Annotated in this window: 13 protein-coding genes and 1 pseudogene; 8 read left to right on the top strand and 6 right to left on the bottom strand. The window is 51.5% G+C overall.

Going from position 1 to position 20729, the window contains the following annotated elements; translation table 11 throughout:
- Positions 1 to 95 precede the first annotated feature (95 nt).
- Positions 96 to 395: a hypothetical protein gene (locus BSG17_RS19750; protein ID WP_089827144.1), complete on the bottom strand. Its 300-nt coding sequence runs from the start codon at positions 393 to 395 to the stop codon at positions 96 to 98.
- Positions 396 to 596: 201 nt separating this feature from the next.
- Here BSG17_RS19750 and BSG17_RS26295 point away from each other — a divergent pair, with 201 nt between their 5' ends.
- The 3 genes from BSG17_RS26295 (at position 597) to BSG17_RS19740 (ending at position 3677) form a co-directional block, all read left to right on the top strand.
- Positions 597 to 1130, top strand: a complete 534-nt coding sequence (locus BSG17_RS26295; protein ID WP_139246721.1) for a hypothetical protein — start codon at positions 597 to 599, stop codon at positions 1128 to 1130.
- 238 nt (positions 1131 to 1368) lie between these two features.
- Positions 1369 to 1755: a hypothetical protein gene (locus BSG17_RS26290; RefSeq protein ID WP_139246720.1), complete on the top strand. Its 387-nt coding sequence runs from the start codon at positions 1369 to 1371 to the stop codon at positions 1753 to 1755.
- 167 nt (positions 1756 to 1922) lie between these two features.
- On the top strand, positions 1923 to 3677 hold the full coding sequence (locus BSG17_RS19740) for a transposase (protein ID WP_089827142.1): 1755 nt from the start codon (positions 1923 to 1925) through the stop codon (positions 3675 to 3677).
- 387 nt (positions 3678 to 4064) lie between these two features.
- On the opposite strand, the pseudogene BSG17_RS19735 reads toward BSG17_RS19740, so the two are convergent.
- Positions 4065 to 4307 (bottom strand): annotated as a pseudogene (locus tag BSG17_RS19735) (transposase); the annotation flags it as partial.
- 52 nt (positions 4308 to 4359) lie between these two features.
- On the bottom strand, positions 4360 to 7284 hold the full coding sequence (locus BSG17_RS19730) for a PKD domain-containing protein (protein WP_089827141.1): 2925 nt from the start codon (positions 7282 to 7284) through the stop codon (positions 4360 to 4362).
- Positions 7285 to 7509: 225 nt separating this feature from the next.
- On the opposite strand from BSG17_RS19730, the gene BSG17_RS19725 reads away from it, so the two are divergent.
- From BSG17_RS19725 to BSG17_RS19705, 5 genes are all read left to right on the top strand, one after another.
- Entirely contained in the window at positions 7510 to 8328 is an 819-nt protein-coding gene (locus BSG17_RS19725) for a helix-turn-helix transcriptional regulator (protein WP_089827140.1), read from the top strand.
- A gap of 543 nt (positions 8329 to 8871) precedes the next feature.
- Positions 8872 to 9693: an IS5 family transposase gene (locus BSG17_RS19720; protein WP_089827139.1), complete on the top strand. Its 822-nt coding sequence runs from the start codon at positions 8872 to 8874 to the stop codon at positions 9691 to 9693.
- Positions 9694 to 9945: 252 nt separating this feature from the next.
- Positions 9946 to 10443, top strand: a complete 498-nt coding sequence (locus BSG17_RS19715) for a DUF3592 domain-containing protein (RefSeq protein ID WP_089827138.1) — start codon at positions 9946 to 9948, stop codon at positions 10441 to 10443.
- Between the two features lie 324 nt (positions 10444 to 10767).
- Positions 10768 to 11430, top strand: coding sequence for a DUF998 domain-containing protein (locus tag BSG17_RS19710; protein ID WP_170864886.1), 663 nt, complete (start codon positions 10768 to 10770; stop codon positions 11428 to 11430).
- A gap of 249 nt (positions 11431 to 11679) precedes the next feature.
- Positions 11680 to 13404 carry a PKD domain-containing protein gene (locus BSG17_RS19705; protein ID WP_089827136.1) on the top strand — a complete coding sequence of 575 codons (1725 nt, stop codon included), beginning with the start codon at positions 11680 to 11682 and terminating at the stop codon, positions 13402 to 13404.
- Between the two features lie 346 nt (positions 13405 to 13750).
- Here the strand turns inward: BSG17_RS19705 and BSG17_RS26285 are convergent, their stop codons facing one another.
- From BSG17_RS26285 to BSG17_RS19685, 3 genes are read right to left on the bottom strand one after another with little or no spacing between them, the layout of a single operon-like run.
- The gene (locus BSG17_RS26285) at positions 13751 to 15424 is read right to left on the bottom strand and encodes a hypothetical protein (protein ID WP_139246719.1); all 1674 of its coding nucleotides are present in this window, start codon (positions 15422 to 15424) and stop codon (positions 13751 to 13753) included.
- Positions 15421 to 16971 (bottom strand): P-loop NTPase family protein, encoded by a 1551-nt coding sequence (locus tag BSG17_RS19690; RefSeq protein ID WP_139246718.1) that lies wholly within the window; start codon positions 16969 to 16971, stop codon positions 15421 to 15423. Before BSG17_RS19690 ends, BSG17_RS26285 begins: the two co-directional genes overlap by 4 nt.
- Positions 16958 to 20182, bottom strand: a complete 3225-nt coding sequence (locus BSG17_RS19685; protein WP_089827132.1) for a tubulin-like doman-containing protein — start codon at positions 20180 to 20182, stop codon at positions 16958 to 16960. Before BSG17_RS19685 ends, BSG17_RS19690 begins: the two co-directional genes overlap by 14 nt.
- Positions 20183 to 20729: the final 547 nt, after the last annotated feature.

Here is a 20729-nt window from a genome sequence, read left to right as displayed (position 1 = left end):
ATACCGATCTTGGCGCATGGGGGTGACGAGGGGCGGACAAATACCGCCGCGGGATGAGTTACTCAACATCCCCGGAACCAGCCCCGATCTGTTGGTTACTCCTCGAACAAGCAGCGAGCGGCCGCCTCGTTGACAGCGATCGTCTGTTGGTTCTCGTCGATCTCGGCGAAGAGCGTCGCTTGGTCGCCCTCAGATGCTCGGGTCACTTCCGGTCGGTCGTCGATGCCGAACTCGCTCGCCGCTGGTTGGTCGCGTCGTGACTCGCAGTCGCGATGATCGACCTCTGCGCCGGAGTCTTCGAACGAGGTTTTGACGCTCGTTTCGATTACCTCGAGTTGGCTATCGTCGCCAAAAACTGTCTGCTGATGCACCAATCTCTTTGGTCGGTTGCTCATTCATCGCCGCGCTCCCAACGCGTTGTTCTTTGTGAGTGAGCAGACAGCGTTAAGGCTGGTAAAATCATGTTGCTTTACTTTACTGGTCTAAAGCAACGTGGATTCCCAGACTCGAATATCGGCGATAGAGGGCTTAGAACATGAGAATATCTACTAATCAACAATCTGTGAACTGCATCTCGATATACAAAGTACACCAGAGTGGAAGTCGCAGTTGTGGAAAACTGGCGGCCGTTCTGCAGGCGGGTCATCAATGAAGAAGTGTCGGAGCAACAAGCACTACGCAATCTAATTTCCAAAGTTGCAGAACAAAATTCTGAAATACTCAGTCATTACAACCGGGTTTCTGACGAGATAAGTGAATCGTTGGCAAAATCAGACCTCAAATCAACACCAGCCCAACAGACGAGTGACAAGGGGGTGAGTACAATGGACAACCAGCGAGTCTTCCTAAACTACGCTCGCGATGGCGGGAGCGGAGTCCTTGGCCTCCGTGACAGTAAGTACGACGTGGACAAGAATCGACTACAGGCCCTCACCGCGGTTCCTGGCGCAGGGTTAGTGTCGCAATGGGTCGAAACTGACGGGAATGTTTACATTAGTGACGGTGGAGATCACAGAATCATCTGCGACTACTACGAGAACGGTGTCGTGGCTGGTGGGAGCGCGCTATATGAGATATATATATATCTCCAGAAGATGACATCAGAACGTATGCCGAACTGGATACAGTAGGAGGGCCAGTAGAAGGTCAGAAGAGACAGGCAGTCCAGTTGAATCTGAGCGATAACACATTCTACGACATCGGCGTGCGCCTCACTTGTTCAACGTCAGGTATTGCCAAGGCAGCAACTGACTATTATACGGGGAACATCCCAAGCGGAACCAGAACACTCGATATTAATGAGTTAAGAATAGAGCGTATCTAACTCCGCCATAAAGCATATTTTTCATCAAGCTAAACACAGTACCAATGAACATAATAAAAGCTGTGACGGCCGGGAAGCTAGGTGTTGAGAGTGGTAATCTAACACTGAAGAGTATATTAAAGGGACTCGTGTTTGGCGTTCCAATAGCACTCATAGCGACGCTCCCGGTTCCGGATCCAACAAGTGTTTGGGCGCTCTTGCTAGCGGCGGTTAGTCTACTCTTATCTTTCCACGCAGCGCTGAATGAGAAAGCCCGTCATCTTGTTGTCGTCGTCGTCAGTCTCCTCGTCGTCTACGGCTCACTACTATTAATCCGTCCATTTACTGTTGGAATTGAAGCAAACTTGTTCGTGTTTATATTATTCGGATGTGTCATGTTCATTTCCTACTTCATGACGAATAGAATAGCTTCGAAAATAGCTCTCGCGTGATTCAAATCGGCTTTCGCGAATATATCTTTCTATTAATAAACATCCTCTCAATGTCAATAAATAATGTTTTTATTTCATTATTATTCATATCAAATATTTTCTAACTGTTTCTCTTGACGACTAATGTGAAGCGCTGATGGCGCTCACTCCCACGAGTTCCGAACACGATGGAAGCTGAACTCACACCCGCGGTCGCCGACGACGCCCCCGCCCTGGCGGGGGCGATCGTCATCCACGCCCAGAAGCTCTGCAAAACTGCTGACCACCTCTGGCGTGTCCTCTCGGAAGTCTCGATTCCAACGGACGGACTCACTGACGCTCGACAGCAACACAAGGTGACCTTCGGCACCGAGTCGATGGCACGGGTTTACCTCTACCAGACGATCTACGACCTCGCCCAGAGCGAGGTCGCAGATCGCCTCGCGAATCGCCCGTCGCTGCTGAAACGACTCGGCTTGGAGAAGCCACCGACCCAACAGAACATCTCCTACGCTTGGGAGCAGTTCAGTGAGCAAACCAAGACCACGCTCGACGCCGCCGCAACAGGAATCGCGCTGGAAGCACGGGACAACGACGTCATTTCCGACGCATTGGTTCCCATCGACATAGATGAAGACGATGTCGAGGATGATGAGACCGAGCAGACACTATCTCGCGCGCACGTGCGAGAAGAAGGAAGCAAAGTGGTCGAACTCGCCCGAAGGCACGGCTTCGGCGAGTTCGACTCCGGGAGAGCTGACAACAGGATCTACGAGGACGAACAGATCCTCGATCTGTTCGCCACTGCCTGCCTCACGCAAGGCAGCGCTCACTCAGAAGGGGAAGCTGGCTGGTTCCTTGACGAGAACGATGTTTGTGACGACTCAACGTTTCTTCGGGTGATCAAGCAGTTCGCGACGCCAGCAAACGAAGAGGTGACTGCCTCGGTTCAGGAGCTACAGATTGAGGATATCGTTGCGTTCACCGAACGATATCGTGACGCTGTGATGACGTCGTTCGACGAGGCGACCGAAAACATCCTCAGGACGGTTCGTCACGAGGACCCGTTCGACGACCGCCACGTCGTGGCGGCCGTCGATTTCGCACACGTGCCGTACCATGTCTGGCCGTGGATTGACAAGGGCGAGAAGATCCCGAAAGCGGAGTATCCGCCGATGGTAAGCGGCTACAAGGATGATGGGGAAATCAAGCACGGGTACACGTTCGCGACGATCACGATCGTCGGGAACAACGTCCCACTCATCTTGGGTATCGAGCCAGTCAAAGAACATTCCGAGTGGGAACCAAAAGATGCACCGTCTGACTCGAAGGGTGAAGTGGTCGACGTACTGCTGGAGAGAGCCCAGCAGTACGTCGATCTGGACGAAGTGCTGTTGGACCGGGGATTCTACAGCAACGAGGTCTACGCGACGATCCATGACCGCGGACTAGTGTATACGACGCCAGTGCCGAAGTACGAGGACGACTACGAGTCAATCAAGGAGATCAAGACCAGGGACGGAGTTGATGCGGCTGTCAAACACAAGGTTCCGTTCGCCATCGATGGCGAACTCCACCACACTGCGGAGTTCTTGTACGTGCCAGCGACCAGTGACGACGCTGATGGGAACTACGCGGTGTTCGTGACGAACCGCGACCACGTCAATCCCGCCGAAATCAGGCACGTCACCAACAGCTACAGCCGCCGCTGGGATATCGAAAACCAGTATAAGTCGATAAAATCGTTCCTGCCGAAGACCTCGTCGAAAGACTACCGCGTGCGGCTGTTCATCTTCACGTTCGCGGCGTTGCTGTACAATCTCTGGCGGCTCACCGACTACCTGGTGAAGGTCGGGACGGACCGAGAGATTCGTTCACCACCAGTCGTGACCGCCAGGACATTCGTCCGGGCGGTCGGGCGCTCACTCCGCGAAGGTGGCTGAAGAGACGACCACCCTTGTGCTCGCCTGCGGCAAGCCGCAGGACTCGCGTTCTACGCGTGAATTCGGCTGCTATCTCCTACTCGAGCCGTCTTTTCGCACCAGACAGCGATTGATAGGTAGCACGCCCCGACTATCCCTCTGATTTCGTCTCATTCGGTCGATATTCGTTTGTAGACGCTCTATATCCCAGAAGCGTGGGAAGTTGAGACTATATCCGGTATAGGGCACTCTGATGCGTGGATTTAGCCGAATTGAGGAAGAGCAGTCGCTTCGATTCCCTGTCTCACGTCGATTTATTCCGAGACTCTACCTCGTTCTGCTACACAGCAAGCGTCAGGAGAGACCTGCTGCTCACCACCAGGGCGGACGTCGAAACGAGACGTTCGTCTACCCAATCCCTGTCTGCTTCTTCGACAGCGTGAGGACGCTGTTTGCCGTCACCACTGGTGACCGGTCGTATTCCCCCGTCAATTCGACCTGCACGAGGAGATCAACCGATCTCCAAATCGAATACAGCAGGCATGCGAACGCGAAGTAGAAGAACCGCAGCACGAAGTTCTTTGACGTCGTCGCGGCCATGAACCGCTTGATACTCTTGTAACCACTCTCGATCTCCCAGCGATGCCGATACCGTGAAATCAACCGCAGTATGGGGATTCACCAGAGCCAAATATATCCAACACTAACCGAGAACCCGAATAGTGTCAGCACTAATAAATGAATGGTGTCCAATCTGTCCTTTCGCTATTACTGGTACATTGTCCCCCGAAATCAGCGTTTCGGAGAGTTCATCACGTGGTACCTTCAAAAGCAAGTCCGACCGTTCACCGTCAACATGATCTTGGATATTCGGATATCTCACAAATCTATCTGCCACAGCTACAGCACCATTCACGGTGATACTGGATATATCAATATCAGCTAGCGATATATCCAGATTCGTATTGGGAAGTGTGATGTACAGTGAGACCCATCTTCCGCGAGAGTTCGTGTTGAGTGTTTCCGGACGGACAGTGAGGGGGAGCGGCAGCAGGAGCTCATGAGCAGAGCCCAACCGTTCATAGAAGAAGTTCAAGATCTCACGCTGCGTTACTATATCTGGAGAAACTTCGGAATCCACTGTTCCATCACTGTCTGCATCAATTCGTACGTCTATGTCCATAAACGAAGATTGCAACACAGTTTCTTCAGAGACAGAGAGGTTACGATACTCTCTGGTGGTTATCGATTGATCCCTCTCGTCAATAGTGTCGAAGAGGAACGTTACTTCCCCACTATCAGTTCCAATCGCATCCATGGTATACTCGCGGTCTCCGGGAACGATGATGAATTCGTCACGGAGTGGGCCTGAATAAATTGCGCCGGGGATTTCATTTACTGTTTCTGATCCATTTTCTGTCTGTACCCGCCCCGTCTTTCGCCCTGATTCATCAGCCGCTTGAAGGTTTACTGGGGAGAGGGCCATGACCCCCTTCGCGTTTTCCAAGTCCGACTGCGAGAAGCTTTCTAAGTTACACTGTTTTGGTGTGACAAGAGATTCGAGAGCGCTTTCTGGACACGTATCGATATATCGAGGGATCCGTTTATCGACACTAATTTCTTGTGAATTATCTGGCGACGTATATTGAAGGCCGAGTTCACGTAGGTAAACATTTGGATAGTTCTCGGTACGAGCCTCCACCGCGCTACCTAATTCTTTAGTTGATTTTCCAATTGCTGTGAGAGCCAACATCAGGCCTTCAAGAAATTTCAGCCCAATCTGACCCGCTGTGGCGATGAGGATAGTTTTCTCGAAAACTTCATTGTCTACACGGGGTATTGAAACCATCCCAGGACCAAACGAAGAGTCCCACTTGGGACTTTCAAACGTTGGTTCGATGGATTCGATACCAAGCCCTTTGGCGTTCGGAACTTGGATTTCGATGTCAACGTTGATGTAGGCTTCTTGTTCATCTGGTTCATTATCACCGACACCGAATGAGAACGCGTTTTCGACCTCGTCATATACCATCGACCAGACAGTCTCGCGGTTCTCGCCAGCGAAATTGTTCGTCAACTCAATATTGATGTCTGAGCGACTGGGTCGAACAAGAATCTCTTGACTGATTGTGCTGGTATTCCCACTGTCGTCCGTCACCTTGAGGTTCACTGTCTGTCGGCTAGGAGTATTGAATTCATACTCAGCCGTTTCACCTGTCTGTTCGTACGTTCCATCATCATCAAGATCCCATTGATATTCAACAATCGACCCTTCAGGATCCACTGAATCGGATGCATCGAATGTCAATTTTTGGCCCGTTAGAGGTGTTTCTGGAGAAAAACTGAAGCGAGCAGTCGGACTCTGATTTGCTCCAGAACCATCTGTAACTGTCGGGTTGTAGGCAATCACTTCATCGGAGTGCCCAACGACAACTTCCAACTGATCATCTCCATCGACATCACCGACACCGAGAGCTTCGACAGACCGACTGACGGACTGGCGGCCCGTCACGCCAGTCGCGGGGTCAACAATCCCGACGTAATCAGACGTGGCGACGACGAACTTAGTGTCGTCGAACTTGTCTACCGGCCCATCGATGCTCGCATCAATACTGACCTCGGTCGTCTCTTGCGTGGCACCATCAACGATGACGATGTCTGTCTCGCTCCAGAGGACTGCATCGAGAGAATCTCTCCCTCGGTCGAAAATCTGCGATCTGGTACTAGAAAGCCCGGTATCGACTGTCCAGAGAGTCGTTCCATCAGTTCGGTCGAACGCATGAACCTCGCCGTTACTGTAGGCGGCAAGCACTTCTTGCGTCCCATCGCCGTCAACATCCGTGAACCGTGCATCGCGGAGCGGACTGGGGCCAGCTGTCCACTCACTGGAGATGTTGTTCTGATCCTGTTGTTCGGCGAGCGTGAGAGTATCGTTATTGTTCGCAAGCAAGAACTCGGTCGTACCATCACCCTCGAAGTCAAACGCGTCCGTATAGTCATTGATGCCGATACTTCCCTTGAGAAGAACCGAACCATCGTCATTCCAGAGATATAGCGTTCCGGGGATGACGTCGCCGGAAACCACCTCTGCTTTCCCATCACCGTCTACATCCTTGGCAACCCTTGTGCTGGAAAACCGGTCTTGATTTGCCTGCCACAGCCGCGTTCCATCATGTGAGTACGCTCGGACCCATGTGAGACCGCTTCGACCATCGAAGATGATTTCATCTGTTCCATCTCCGGTCACGTCTACCGCTGCTGAGGCATTGATTGCTCCACCACTGGATTCTTGCCAGACAAACGATCCCTCTTTTATTATTCCAAATGTTGGTGTGGGACCGAAGGAACCTTTATCGGCGATTCCAATCTCATCAGTTCCATCGCCATCCGTGTCTCCAACCACAAGAGAGGTATTTTCCTCTGAGAGAGAAACAGACCAAAGCGAACTGAAGCCCGTAGAGTTCGACTGTGCAGCAAGCACAGAATCCACACCGATCCCCGTAAGCGCACCCGCGCCCGCACCCTTCAGTAACGTTCGGCGCAACAGCGCGAGTTCATCCCGTAGGTCATGATTATCCGACCGCTGTTCGTGATTTTTGTTTCGCTGTCCATTGGTATCGTTTGGCATGGTCTAGGGTGTGAGATGACGGCAGAAATCCACTTCATGTTATCTTATACACACTAGTATGAGGGCTGCGAAGCAGGTATACAGGCCAGTGACCCGTTAACGGGTCGGGTTTGCCACTGAACCGATGTACACTCCCTGCACAGTCGTGCAAGGGAGTGACTAACGTTCCAGCGGTTCAGCATAGTCGACTTGTAACTATGATGCTGCCACTCTCAGTACACTACTATGAGGGAGGGAACAGAGGCAGTCGAATTTCTCGCGTGTTCTCAAGCCCGCGTGGACATTCTCATGTCGCTCCGCCAGCACGGGGACATGACAGAGCACGAACTCAGGGAGCGACTCGACTATGCACGGACCACCGTCACCCGAAATCTCAACGCCCTGCACGAGCAGGACTGGATACGGGTCTCTGATGGTCGCTACGCCATTACCACATGCGGGGAACTCATCGTCGAACAGTTCATCAATTTGACTGAGACCACAGCGACCACCACCCAGTTGCAACCGTTCTTACAGTGGGTGCCGAGAGACAACCTGGATTTCGATGTGACGTTGCTTCAGGATGCAGAACTCACAGTTGCTGAGCCCGGAAATCCGCTGAAAATGGTGCATCGACACGTCCAACAACTCAAAGAGACGACAGACCTTCGAGCTGTCGTTCCACTTACCGGGCTTCATCCGTATGAGGTTCAACACCGTCGGATGCTTCAGGAACAACTAGAGGCGGAACACGTCGTCTCGCCAAATGTCGCCGAGACGTTCCAGTCCGATCCTGACTTCGTAGATCTCACCCGTGACATGCTCAACTCCGGTTGGTTTGATGTCTACGTGTACGACAGCAACATTCCGTACTACCTGGGGATTCTCGACGATACAATCCAGATTGGAGCTGACGAAGCAGGGACCCCCCGAGCATTGATCGAAACCACATCTGATGAGGTTCGAGCGTGGGCTGAAGAGACATACAGAGACTACAAAGAAGCGGCTCGGCCGCTTGAAGAGAAGATGACATCCGCCGATGATGTGGCTGAGCAGCGTGTTTGAACTCGTAGCAGGGGAATGGGTAGTAGACCTCAGATTCGAGGACAATCATCGAGCGGCTATTTATAATAGCCCGTTGCACGCTTTCGATATTAGGGAGATAAACCCGACAGTATTGCTGGTACCTCCGAACAGGTTTGGTTACTGGCGACCATCTGGTCACCAGAAACCATTTAATTTTGAAAGTTCAACGAGATATATAAATGTCGGATTTACTCCTTGTTCGAGCTTGAGCAACTTCTTGATCAATCACGGCTGGAATTCTAGCGATATGAAACTACTTCGTTGGAATCCCTGTATAGACACCGTTGGTGATGCCTCTTAGCACTCAAAATCGCTAATACTCCTCAGTCGGCATCACTAACGACTCCGGCTGATACCACTGTACCGGTTGCCCAGAAGAACTTGGAGGTCCATACGGCCGCGCCTTATACTCCGCATCCAAATTCCACACCTCCACCGAGTCCTCTTCATCCTGGGGTTCAAGAATCAGCGGCTCTGTTGAAATCCTTAGTGAGTTACAGGTTCAGTCGGTAGTTTGAGTAGATGCAGTCCCTCCCAAAGTCTCGGTTGCTCCGGTTTGTCGAGGAAGCATTTCAGTTAGCGCAACGTGCCGTAGCTCGATACTCCTCGAAGTTCTCGAAGCAACGCTACACGCTCCATCAGCACATCGTTCTCCTGTGTCTCAAAGTTCGAAAGGATACGACGTACCGGACACTTCTTGACGAGCTCATCGAGATGCCCCGTATTCGGAACGCGATCAATCTCACTGAACTGCCTGCCCCATCAACACTGTGCAAAGCGTTCGATAGACTCGATATGGCCGTCTGGCGAGTGCTTCTCAACCTCTCTGTTTCACTGCTCCCGACCAACGGCGTTGCGGGGATCGATGCTTCGGGATTCGACCGTAGTCACGCCTCGAAACACTACACGAAACGAGCCAAACTCACGATTCAGCAACTCAAAGTAACACTGCTAGTCGATTCCAAAGTGAACACAGTCCTCGATCTACACGTGACGACGACACGAAAACACGATAGCCAGATCGCTCCCTCGTTGATCAAACGCAACCCCGAAGCTATCGACATCCTGCTCGGGGACAAAGGCTACGACGACCAGAAAATCAGACGGCTTGCCCGTCAACACGAGATTCGCCCACTAATCAAGCATCGTGAGTTCACATCGCTTCACAAGGCATGGAATGCACGCTTAGACGCTGACCTCTACGGCCAACGGAGTCAATCAGAGACAGTCAACTCAACGCTCAAGCGGAAGTACGGCGCGTTCGTCCGTTCACGACGCTGGTGGAAGCAATTCCGTGAACTCGCTCTTGCGTGTATCGTCCACAATCTTGACCAAGCAATCTAACGACTAGTACAGGGCAAGCACACATCGCTCAGTACAGCAGGCAGGTGTAAAATTAGTAGAGTACAGAGCGACGGCAGAATCGCACAGTTTCAGCGTCGCGGTAGATTGGTCTGGTTGCCTATGGCAGGAGGAAAAGACAGATAAGCTACAATGCAAGAACAGAATATGTGTACGTCCTCCACGAAGTCCGTCAGCAGTTTCAACACAGACCCTCTCACTTTGTCAAACCCCACCACGCGGTGGTGAAGTAGAATGGGTGACGATGGCCTCTCAATTAACGGCCCAAGTACATTTCGTGGCGCGGTTCTCATGCTGGTGATTGGCCTCATGGCGACCGGCTACGGGGCGTATGACTATACCCAGCAATCCGATGCCGTCGCAGATGCTGTTGAAGTCAACGCTGAAATCACCGAACTCGGTGTCGAATCAACTTCAGCCGGGAGTAGTACCAGTGTGGACTACCACCCAACAGTCCGCTTCACCTACGAGTACGAAGGAACAAGTTACACAAGCACGAATGTGTTCCCCTCAACTATTTCCCCGAATTACGACACCAAATCGGAGGCCCGTTCTGTCCTCAATGAATATTCAGTCAACGAGTCGGCTACTGCCTACCTTGACCCGGCAAATCCCGGAGCCGCGTTTCTAAAAGACCGCACGTCGAACGCACCGCTCCTTGTCGTCGCAATCGGCCTATTCTTCGTCCTCTTCGGCGGCGCGTCAGTGATGAAGCGGTATCGCAGCCGCTGACTCGAACCACTATCAAACAAGCAAACACGATCTCCAATTGGTCGTTCCGAATAAGCCCACCTCCGAATCGACGGAGAAGTGACAGTAAATACGCATCCCTACTTATCGGCCAATTCACCATCGAAGTGGTTGTAATCAACATCGTGGGAAGAGTTCTATGACACCCTAGCTCAGTACAGGGGATGTAGAGACCGGCATCGGTCTCGATCTATCCGGATTTTGGTAGAAGCACTGTGCAAGATTGTGAGGATGTAGTTAGCAGGGACGCACTCATTTTATCTCCGCATAGTCTTATCTCCCGACCCGAAGTACGTCTGCTTGTCAATGAGTGATTCTGCCCCTAATAGAACTCCGGCACCACCCGGGGATTCGGAAGTGTCGATTGCAGGATTTAGTATGGTGTTGTCCGGATTCGTTGCTTTCATGGGGATCATCACGGCAGAAGTCCTCTATCCGAATTATTCGACGCGACAGGACATCAGTGATCTCGGATCAACGCGGCCACCAGATCCGATTATTCACGAGCCCTCCGCAACTATCTTTAATAGTACGATGCTGGTAACGGGGGCACTTGTACTGGTTGCCGCCTATTTTGTTTATCGCTCCATGGATCGCCGTGACTTCCCGGTTGGGCTCGTCATTTTTGGAGTTAGCATACTCGGCGTCGGCGTGTTTCCAGGCAACGTGACTCCGTGGCACGGATTGTTCGCGCTTCTGACCTTCTTTAGTGGCGGTATCACAGTCGTTCTCTCGTCACGGGTTGTCTCCGGACCGTTTTCCGTTCTTTGTGGCCTCTTCGGAGCCGTCTCTCTTCTCATCCTTGTGAGCGTCTTCTTCTATGGACTCGTTATCGGTGGCCCGCACCCGCTGGCGTTTCTTGGGAGCGGGGGAATCGAGCGCTGGGTTGTCTATCCACTCGTTCTTTGGATTCTCGCTTTTGGAGGCTACCTTTTGGGAATCGCTGATACCAACCCTGCGTCGTTCTGACCAGTGAACGATACGCGCTCTATATCTCGCACGACTGTCAAAAAACCTCTTGCAACTGATAGAATCTTCGCCGGTCAGTTCGCATGTGTAGTGTGCAGTAGATTCACGTGAATACATCTCTAAAGAAGAGGGTTTCAACAGAGCCAGCTAAATAGAATCCCCAAGCCATCTATCCGAGTGAAATACAGTTTCATGTCGGTGACTATGGATAGAGGTATGTGCACATACATCATACATTGAAGGTGAGACATGAGGTTTCGAGAGTCGGGAACTCTCAGCGCACTGCTCGTCACTCTCTGTCTTCTTTCGTCTGGGGCTGGGAGTGCAATCGATAGTCCAGCAGCGAGTGCAGGTATCCATGACCTCTCAGTTATCAAAATAGTTGACCGGGATGGTGACGGTGCATATTCCGATTTCAAGCTTGTCGTCCGTGGCGATACCTCCTGCTATGGATGCAATGACGAAGATGACTCGGATATTGAACCACGAATTCGGATCTCCGTTGTTGATGAGAATGAAAACCAAGAACAGATTATCGAGGATGTGTCAGCTACAAACGACTACTCCGGTACCTTCGACGTATTAACTTCAACCGCCCGGGCGGAACTGACCTCAGGACGGATCCAGATTCAAGTGACGCTTATTGACCGAGATGTTGTCTTCCATGAAGAAATCGATGAACAGGCCATCGTCGTTGTTTACGAACCTCGCTCAGATGATGTGAACCGTGCACCGACCGCCTCAATTCACGTTCCAAAGAGTTCTCTCCAGGTTGGCCGGGATGTGGCTTTTGATGGGAGTGAATCGACGGATCCAGAGGGGCAGTCCCTAACATACAATTGGGACTTCAACGGTGATGGTTCATTCGAAACCACGGGTAAGCAGGCATCGTGGACGTTCAACAGCCCAGGAGAGCACAAGATTCGGTTACAAGTTGTCGATAAATGGGGCGCAGAGGACGTTTCGACTACGACAGTGACAGTACACAGAGATTCTGACGGCGATGGACTCACTGACCAACGGGAATCGGAGCTCGGAACAGAAGCAGGGACACCAGACACAGACAATGACGGGATTCCTGACGGAAAAGAAGTCGATCGAGGATGGAATCCCCTTGCCTCCGATACAGATGAAGATGGGCTCAGTGACGGTGAGGAAGACGAGCGGGGGCTTGATCCAGCATCTGCGGACACCGATGGGGACAGAATACCAGACAGGGACGAGCTGAATGGGAAGACGGACCCCCTGGCAAGCGATACAGATACTGACGGATTAGACGACGGCGATGAGCTGGATGCGGGAACGGACCCCGTAGTGAGTGACACCGACGGTGATGGATTGAAAGATGGCGATGAATTAGCTGCTGACGCCAACCCATTATCACCCGACTCTGATAGCGATGGAATCAGGGATGGGCCTGAAGTTGAACAGGGACTTGCCCCAGCGTCAGCTGATACAGACGGCGACGGTCTCAATGATCCTGTGGAACTAAACCAGACAGCAACCAATCCAACTCTGATGGATACGGATGAGGATGGTATCGACGACGGCACTGAGATAGAACTGCGATTAGACCCTCTTTCGAGAGACACTGACAAGGACGGAATAGGCGACGGGTCAGAGCTTGAGCAAGAACTCAATCCAGCGAAGGCCGACACTGATGATGACGGTGTTAATGACGGTCTCGAACTTGAAGAAGGTCTTGACCCTACGGTTGCCGATAGTGATTCGGATGGGCTCAACGATGGAATCGAACTTGAGTCTGGAACCGCCCCACTATCGAGCGACACAGACGACGACGGTGTCAGCGATGGCATCGAAGTGGAACAGAAGATGAATCCGCAGGATCCGGATAGTGATGGGGACTACCTTCGAGACGACATGGATCCAGCACCGACCAACGTGGTGATTCCTTTCGGGGCCGTGCTGGTAGGCCTCGTCTTCCTGGGTATCGCAAAGCGAATTTACGTCTAATTCAACAGTGATGGTGTTCGTCTTCGAAGACGAATGTTCGATGCTGTGCTTACAGCGGCCCGGACGGATGCCAAACGTCCGCTTTTCTGGCCTTGCCGTCAGAATCGCGTGATGTGGTATAGCCATCCCCAGACGAACCAGAGGACAATCATAATGACTAGTGCTCCCGCCAGTTCATTCAGGATTGGTGGATACCCCGGTAGTCCCGCGAGTAGCATGTGCCCAAGTGCTTCTGTCCCACTGTAGATCAGGGGAGCGTATCGTTCGAGATAGAGTGCGACATACGACGCAAAGAGGAGACCGACAACCCCGGAAATTGTATGCGACGTCCCTGAAAGAGTAGCCATTAGTTGTAACCTCGGAACGCTCTATTGCTTACGTCTGAGTGCAGAGGATAAGTCTCAGACGACTTCCGTTTCTCAGCCGCCATCTGGGAACGGCTATCACCGGTGCTACTTTGCCCCGGTCCTAGTAGTACAACTGTCTGCTTATCGAATTCCTGCTGATTTCGACGCGCAGTGACCGTCACAGTATAATTGTCGGCCTTTGATAGCCCAGTAATCACCTTGCTGAACCGACCCCCGTCCATCACTGTCGAATTCAAAGTCTCTGTGTACACCGGCTGATCGCCTGCACTGACTGCGATCACAACCGAGTCTGAATTCGTAGCAATACCCCGAATCGTGAACGTTGAACCATCAAATCGCTGGCCATCAATTGGCTCGTACAGGATAACTGATGCCGGTGGGACGATGCGGACGGGTTCGGGTCGCGTCTGCTGCTTGCCGGCGCTCACAGTGACTTGGTATTGCTCTGTCTCAATGGCAGCAAATTCCATCTCGAAGAGGTGGTTTACTTGGCGCGACAGCTCGAATGTACCATCAGCAGCTGTTGTGACGGGAACAGAGACGGTGTGCGATTGGTTAGAAACGTTCACCAAAACGTATTCTGTTTGCGCCGGTGCTGTCCCGGACAGACTTAGTGTTCCGGTGCTGCTGTTGTAAGTTGGGCTTTCTGTCCAAGTGAGATTACCACTGGATAAATACTCACCGAGTATCGGAACCGCAGCGACTGGTGGTGAGAAGACAGCACCAGTTACAAAGGCTACGACCAAAAGCACCACGACGAAAATAGGGACTGCAGTCGGGATGGAGGTGTCATTCTTGGGTCTGCTCTTGAGTCGACGAACTTCGCTTCGAAGTTCGTCCACTTCTGAAAGCGTCTCACTGGTCGTCGCACGAATTGGTAGTCCAGATTGACGGCAACCCTGATTAATTGCGTTCTTAATATCATCGTTGAGTTTTCCCTCCTCATAGTTGGTTCGACGTCTGATCTGCTGTACCCTGTCGACGATGGCATCGGTGATTGCTTTCATTTCTTTCTCAACGAAATGCTGACTCCAGTGTTCCCGGGCCTCTTGCAGGTCTTTTTTAGTATCCCCAATTGGGTGGAGTTGTTCCGGCCCTCTGGCACTTGGTTTGAGAACAAGGTCAGCCTCGTTGATTTCTGGAACACGACCGTTGTTGCAAATCGCAAAAATACTATTTGTGTGACCTTTTCTTAGCAGCTGCTTCAGCACACGAATACCGAATTGAACGTCGGAGACACCAAAATCAATGCGTCGCTGTTGCTCGAGCAGCCAAGAGATGAGTTGTTCTTTTTGCTCGGAAGAATCTAGCTTAATAGGTGGCTCAGTGAGTCCAAGAAAGGTATTCACTCGGTTATCGTGCGAACTGGTGTCTAACTTCCAACCGAGTTCATCCGCGCGTCGCTCGATGTGATGAGAGCAGTCTTTGAATAACGACTCAATGTCATCACCGGTGAAATGCGCTAAAAATCGATTTGACCGGCTTCCGGGTTGGTTCTGTGCTCGGAACGAACTGATAAGCGTCGGGCGAGGGCTGCTTGTGTCAAGGTAGAGGAGAACGCTTTTCCGATCGAACATCTTGTACCGTTCCTCTGAAGACACATCAGCGTCCACCGGGTCACCAAATCGGTCGTAGATTATGAGTTCACTCATCGTCCTCGCCCAAAGTGGTCTAAGAGTTGGTCAAACCCGACAGGGACCATCTGACCGTCTTCGGTTAGTGATGGGATTCGTTCGACGTTATTTTCCGTCTCTGCTGTTACTGCTGAATGTTCCCGTGTCTGATACCAGACTGGATGTATCATCGACCCGGCCGCTTGATTCACGAGGCTCTGAACTTGTTGTCTACGGGTCAATCGCTCTTGCACGTACTGCTGGAAGTCAGTGAATTGTAAGAGTGGATCAAGTCCAGTCTCCTGCTCAAACTGCTCCGCCAAGAGGTCACATTTCGTTGCGATCAAGAGCACTCTCTTCCCGCTTGTTTTCTCGCAGATTTCGTGATACGTCCCGATCTCCAGAGGCTCCCCAGCGACGTGTTTCTCTACGTCGATGAGAAACACTAACACATCTGCTGCCTTGATGCCCCGCTTAATACTGAGTAGAACATCCAAATTGTCGTAACCTTCCTCGTCGAGGTATTGGTCAAGTTGCTGGTTGTCCATCGTGATGACATCCGGAACAAATTCGAGCCATTCTCCAGCGTAGTCTACTGTGTGGACCTCAACATTTTTCGGGAACGCCGACCCGTGCACGAACTCAAAACCGATGTTCTTCGACTCGTCCGGATTATTCCCAGCTACGGGCCAGTGGATGTCCCCGCTGTTATTCATTCGACGTAAGTTGTCATCAACCTCTCCAAGCACTTGGTAAAACTCAGTGTTTGGCTGGGGAGCATATTTTTCATTGATGTTCTCGGAAGCCTGGTAATACGCCCCGAGCAGCAACAACGACTTGCCTGAGTCAGATGGACCAAGAATGAATAAGTCAGTTTCAGCATCGTATTGAATGAACTTCCCGAGTGTGTATACAAACGTTCCAGTGAGTGCAGCGTCGAACAATGCGCTTCGACCAGGAGGGCTGTCAAGTCCGAAACTCCCCCCTAAAGTTACCGCACTACCGGTGACCTCAAGCGGGTACTGGATATGAGCCTCCACAAATCCAGCGATGACCAGCAGTGACCCTAGATAGAATACCCACTGAGCAGCATCCCGGAACTCGACACTTTGGTTGTCAAGTAGCGACGGAAGGTCTCGCCCTCCACCTAAGACCGTGCCAACAAGAAGGCCAGCCCCGAGCCACTCGAGGTTATCGAATAGATTGAGGTTACCACAGACAAGACCGACCGAGCATAACCCAAGCAAAGCAACGAGGGTTCCAATAACGAGGAACAGTCCCTGAAGTCTTTTCTTCATATCAAATAACAATAACAACAGCAGAAGCCCTAACCAAACGCCGATCAACAATACTGATAGGGGAGGCAGCCCAATGAGCCCCAGTTCGACTGGAATATTCACCAGTAAAAATGCAAGGCCCCCTGTCGTCCAAGCAATCCCGAGCATCGGAGCCAAGAAGGCGGAGGTGACCAGCACCATGACGAAGTATCCAACTACCGAGAGGAACTCGCGGTTATCGGCGAGGGTCGCAAGCATCTCCTCAAAGCGGTTCATCTCTTCAACCGATTCTACTTCAAGCGTCGCCATCGTCCTCGAAGTGGGCTGGCTCATTGCTGGTCTCCACAGCCTCGTCGGTAATGCCCAACTGTCCGTCACCACTGCTCTCATCTTGGAGTGAGACCGTCTCAAACGTGTTGAGGAGCATTCCTTTGACATCCCCCTCCGTTCGCAAGAAACCCTTGACGTCTTCTATATTTTCGACGTTAAACATATTCTTACGTCGGACGAAATAACCCTCCTCTAACCCGAGGGCATGATGAATGAGGATGTCGTCGCCAAGCTTCGCCTTGTAATTGTAGTAGTGCTCTGCGTATCCATTCGGTCCAACAGCAAGACGGATATTGTCGAGAAACACTCCAGTAATGAACGTGGTCATCCCGATGTCCCACGGGCCACCAAAGTCACGCTGCCACTGTCCGTAGTGGGTCGTCAGCTTACTCTTGTCAAGTTCGAATGCATTTTGGAAAGGAGATTCCAGGTTGACAATACCGTGCAGTGACGCTTCGGAGGCGAGCCCGACATTGATGCGTATTCCTTCGTATCGACTTTTGTCACCAATCAGCTTTCGCTTGCGGAGACCACAGTACTGCGCAGACCGTGCTCTGTCCGCAAGTTCGCTGATATAGTCCTGCAGCTGCTGTTTTTCTTTTCGTTCGTCGAGGAGTTCACTATCGGCTAGTCCGTGTTTGCCGGTTGCCCGGAACACATTGTGTGGTTGAACACTTTTCAGGAACGAATATTCTTCGTCGATCGGCGATTGCTGGTGACTAGTCTCCTCTAAGCTTCTGATTCCCTCACGATATGCGTTAACTTCCTGAGCAAACGTCGTCGTTAGTCCATTCAGGTCAGTGATTGCTCTACGTGCGGCCTCAAAGAGTTCCGTCTCGTTCCGCTGTTGCTGCAGCTTCTCTTCGAGTCTGTCGGTTTCTGATTGTAGCTCATCAGCGCCACTGATTTCACGTTCAAGCGCCTGGGAGACGACCTGCCGAAGTTGTTCTTGGTCGCTTCCGTGTTCAAGCTCTTCTCTTAGTCGGGATACATCATCAGGCAGAGGGTCCGTAACGACTCGCTCGAACTCTGTAAGCATATCCTCGACAAGTTCTGTTCGATTCTCATCAATTTTTAGCAGGAGATCTGTGCCATCAAATTCGACCTTGCATTTGAATTCTCCCCCCCTATCCGCCACTTCGAGCACTGCGGTGTCTTGACCACGTAGTTTCGTACGATGCACAGCGAACTGTTTCTGTGCACTTTTGCGCTCTTTCTCCGTCTTCGATTCCCATGGAAAGAATTTGCCAATTCCCTTATCGAGATATACATTAAAGTGGGTAACCCGAGCTTTTTTTGCCGTTTCGACGGCGTCAGTTATGTCTGAGCTCTCGAAATAGACATCGACCCGATTGAGGTTCTCATCAAGTGCCGTAAGTGACTCCCTGATGTCAGTGACTTCGATAGCATCTACCTCGCCAGGGGAGCGTGCCCGCTCTAACTTTCTACGGAAATCCTGCAGACTCCCCCGGAGAGCCTCTACGTTCTGCCGTATCGGTGCCGATTCGAGCGTGTCGAGCTGCTCAAGCTGGGCGTCAACGTTGTCTGCCCACTTGTTCGTCTTCTGTGTGATTTCAGCAGATTGGTTGGTGCGTAACTGCTCAAGTTCCTCACGGGTGCTCTGTAGTTTCGATTCGGTCTGGTTCAGTGCTGTTTGTGCCTGCTCGTACTTGCGGTTCAGCTGGGTCGACTTCGCCCCTGCATTTCCTTCTTGGAGCCCAACTAGATACTCCAAAGCACCCCGTACTTTTGGGTTCGAGACGCCTTTGAGTCGGCGAAGAATGTCTTTTCGACGGCCAAGCAATAGCACGTCCTGTTCAAGTACTTCAGCGAGACGCTGGTCTTCCTTGATCGACGCGTCAAGCTGCTGGAGTGACTTTGCTCGAACTGACTCAACCATGACATCAATAAACTGTTCGAGTCCTTTCGGCGTCTCTTGTTCCTCGGCATCAATTGCCTCTCGCGCTGGTGTAAGTACCTCCGTTCGAAACACCGATGTAGATTCATATTCGAGATCGGAGAACAAATCGAGCGAGATTAACGTTTCAATCTGATCGATACGTCGCTCTAAGTCCACCTCGTCTTCTTCACTCAGTTCTCCCGACACATCGGGGTAGTATATCTCAAGAAATTCATCGATACCATCGTAGAGCCGAGTTTCGGCGTTCATCGACTCTTCTTTGCGTTCAAGATAGGCGTCGATAGTTGCTCGGAACTCTTCGATAGCCGCAATATTGTATCGCAGCACCATGGGGACCGCCATGGAGAACGGTGCGTATGACGACGAGTCAAAGAGGTCTTCTTTCAGCTTCTGCGTATTATAGTAGAGTAGTAACGAATACACAAATGCTTCGTCGAACTCCTGCAGATAATCCACACTCGGGCTCATTTGGTCGATCTTCCCCTTATAGTCCGTGGGCTCAATTGGGAACAGAATCTGTGCAATAAAAGGGTTGGAATCAGTTAACGAGAGGTACTCTAATTCCGAAAGGAGTGCAAATGCATTTGTATTTTCTTTCTTCCCCTCGGCGTTATTCGGCAGAACACCGAAGAGAGTGAGGTTCGCAGTCGACTGTTCTTCTTTGAGGTGGTGGGCGAGGTCTATCAAGAGACCAGCTCCCGTGCCACCCCCCATCCCAACCAGCAGTGCAACTTGTCCCTTTTCGGGCAAATCGATAACCGATTGCAGATCGTCTTCTGCATAGGTTTTGTAGTAGAGTGCCTTGCTCAACCCACGTTTTCGAATCACTCCTTTTGCGAAGTCGAGATTCTCGTTGATATGGCCTGATTGAAGCCACCAATCGTCTCTGGGCATCCCATTACCTGCAGTAATTCGGTCGACTTCCTCGCTGCCTATTAAGTCGAGTTGCCGGTCCAGTCGAATATTCTCTGTGAGCAATTTGTACTTGACATCGATATTGCCGGGTGCATGTTCGGTTTCCTGGTCTCGATATTCACTTCGGATAGATTTAATGTGGCGCTTAATTTCATCAACCCGCTCAAGATCGCCACCCTTCGCCCCACTCTTAGCTTCTTCTTCGGCGGTATCGACAATCGTGACCTCCATCTCACAAGGGGCTCGCTTAGGAGCCAGAATCTCTTCTAGCACCCAGTCACTCTCGAGCAATTCAAACGCCAGTTGCTTTCCTGCGCCACCAAGTGCAAATATTCGGTCCGGAACTTGTATCATACACGTTAACACACCACACAATACTATAAACATTCTGCCATTTTTCGCTAGACAACAGACGCATATTTCAATTATAGTATAATATTAATTGACAGAATTTGGCCTTCCTGATGTATACTGTACCCTCGACGGCAACAGATTGCAGCCCTCAGTGCACTCGTTCAACAGCACATACTGACTGCAGACTTACTTGGCCAGTTCAAGGCCTCGATCCAGGACGGCGACCAACCACCATCATCCCACGCGCGAGCCCAGCGACTACTGGTCGGTTGTGAGACACCAACACGACGACCGGCTTCATCGAGCGTATCCCCCCGCGTCAAGATTCATGACAAAGCACAATCGACGGAGGAGGCGGGTCTTATCCGCCTTTTGAGCCTCATCGATTCACCTGTCCGATTCTTTTTCAGAGAAGTGCTTGACGATCTCCAACCGACGTCCTCTACTCACCCTCTCTCCAAGGCACTCTCAAGATTCAAACGTACTACATCGAGACGAAAGGCCAAGTGTCGAACGAGACGATTGAACGGTATCTCGAACGAACAGA

The sequence above is a fragment of the Halogranum amylolyticum genome, assembly GCF_900110465.1.
Lineage (GTDB): Archaea > Halobacteriota > Halobacteria > Halobacteriales > Haloferacaceae > Halogranum > Halogranum amylolyticum.
Note: the sequence above shows the minus strand (reverse complement) of the source record. Positions and strands in the feature narration are given on the sequence as shown.

What these genes read in the sequence shown, in the direction of transcription:
- BSG17_RS19685 (WP_089827132.1), bottom strand. Translation starts at nt 20,182, where the DNA reads ATGATACAAGTTCCGGACCGAATATTTGCACTTGGTGGCGCAGGAAAG.
- BSG17_RS19740 (WP_089827142.1), top strand. Translation starts at nt 1,923, where the DNA reads ATGGAAGCTGAACTCACACCCGCGGTCGCCGACGACGCCCCCGCCCTG.
- BSG17_RS19715 (WP_089827138.1), top strand. Translation starts at nt 9,946, where the DNA reads ATGGGTGACGATGGCCTCTCAATTAACGGCCCAAGTACATTTCGTGGC.
- BSG17_RS19710 (WP_170864886.1), top strand. Translation starts at nt 10,768, where the DNA reads ATGAGTGATTCTGCCCCTAATAGAACTCCGGCACCACCCGGGGATTCG.
- BSG17_RS19750 (WP_089827144.1), bottom strand. Translation starts at nt 395, where the DNA reads ATGAGCAACCGACCAAAGAGATTGGTGCATCAGCAGACAGTTTTTGGC.
- BSG17_RS26285 (WP_139246719.1), bottom strand. Translation starts at nt 15,424, where the DNA reads ATGAGTGAACTCATAATCTACGACCGATTTGGTGACCCGGTGGACGCT.
- BSG17_RS19730 (WP_089827141.1), bottom strand. Translation starts at nt 7,284, where the DNA reads ATGCCAAACGATACCAATGGACAGCGAAACAAAAATCACGAACAGCGG.
- BSG17_RS19725 (WP_089827140.1), top strand. Translation starts at nt 7,510, where the DNA reads ATGAGGGAGGGAACAGAGGCAGTCGAATTTCTCGCGTGTTCTCAAGCC.
- BSG17_RS19690 (WP_139246718.1), bottom strand. Translation starts at nt 16,971, where the DNA reads ATGGCGACGCTTGAAGTAGAATCGGTTGAAGAGATGAACCGCTTTGAG.
- BSG17_RS26290 (WP_139246720.1), top strand. Translation starts at nt 1,369, where the DNA reads ATGAACATAATAAAAGCTGTGACGGCCGGGAAGCTAGGTGTTGAGAGT.
- BSG17_RS19720 (WP_089827139.1), top strand. Translation starts at nt 8,872, where the DNA reads ATGCAGTCCCTCCCAAAGTCTCGGTTGCTCCGGTTTGTCGAGGAAGCA.
- BSG17_RS19705 (WP_089827136.1), top strand. Translation starts at nt 11,680, where the DNA reads ATGAGGTTTCGAGAGTCGGGAACTCTCAGCGCACTGCTCGTCACTCTC.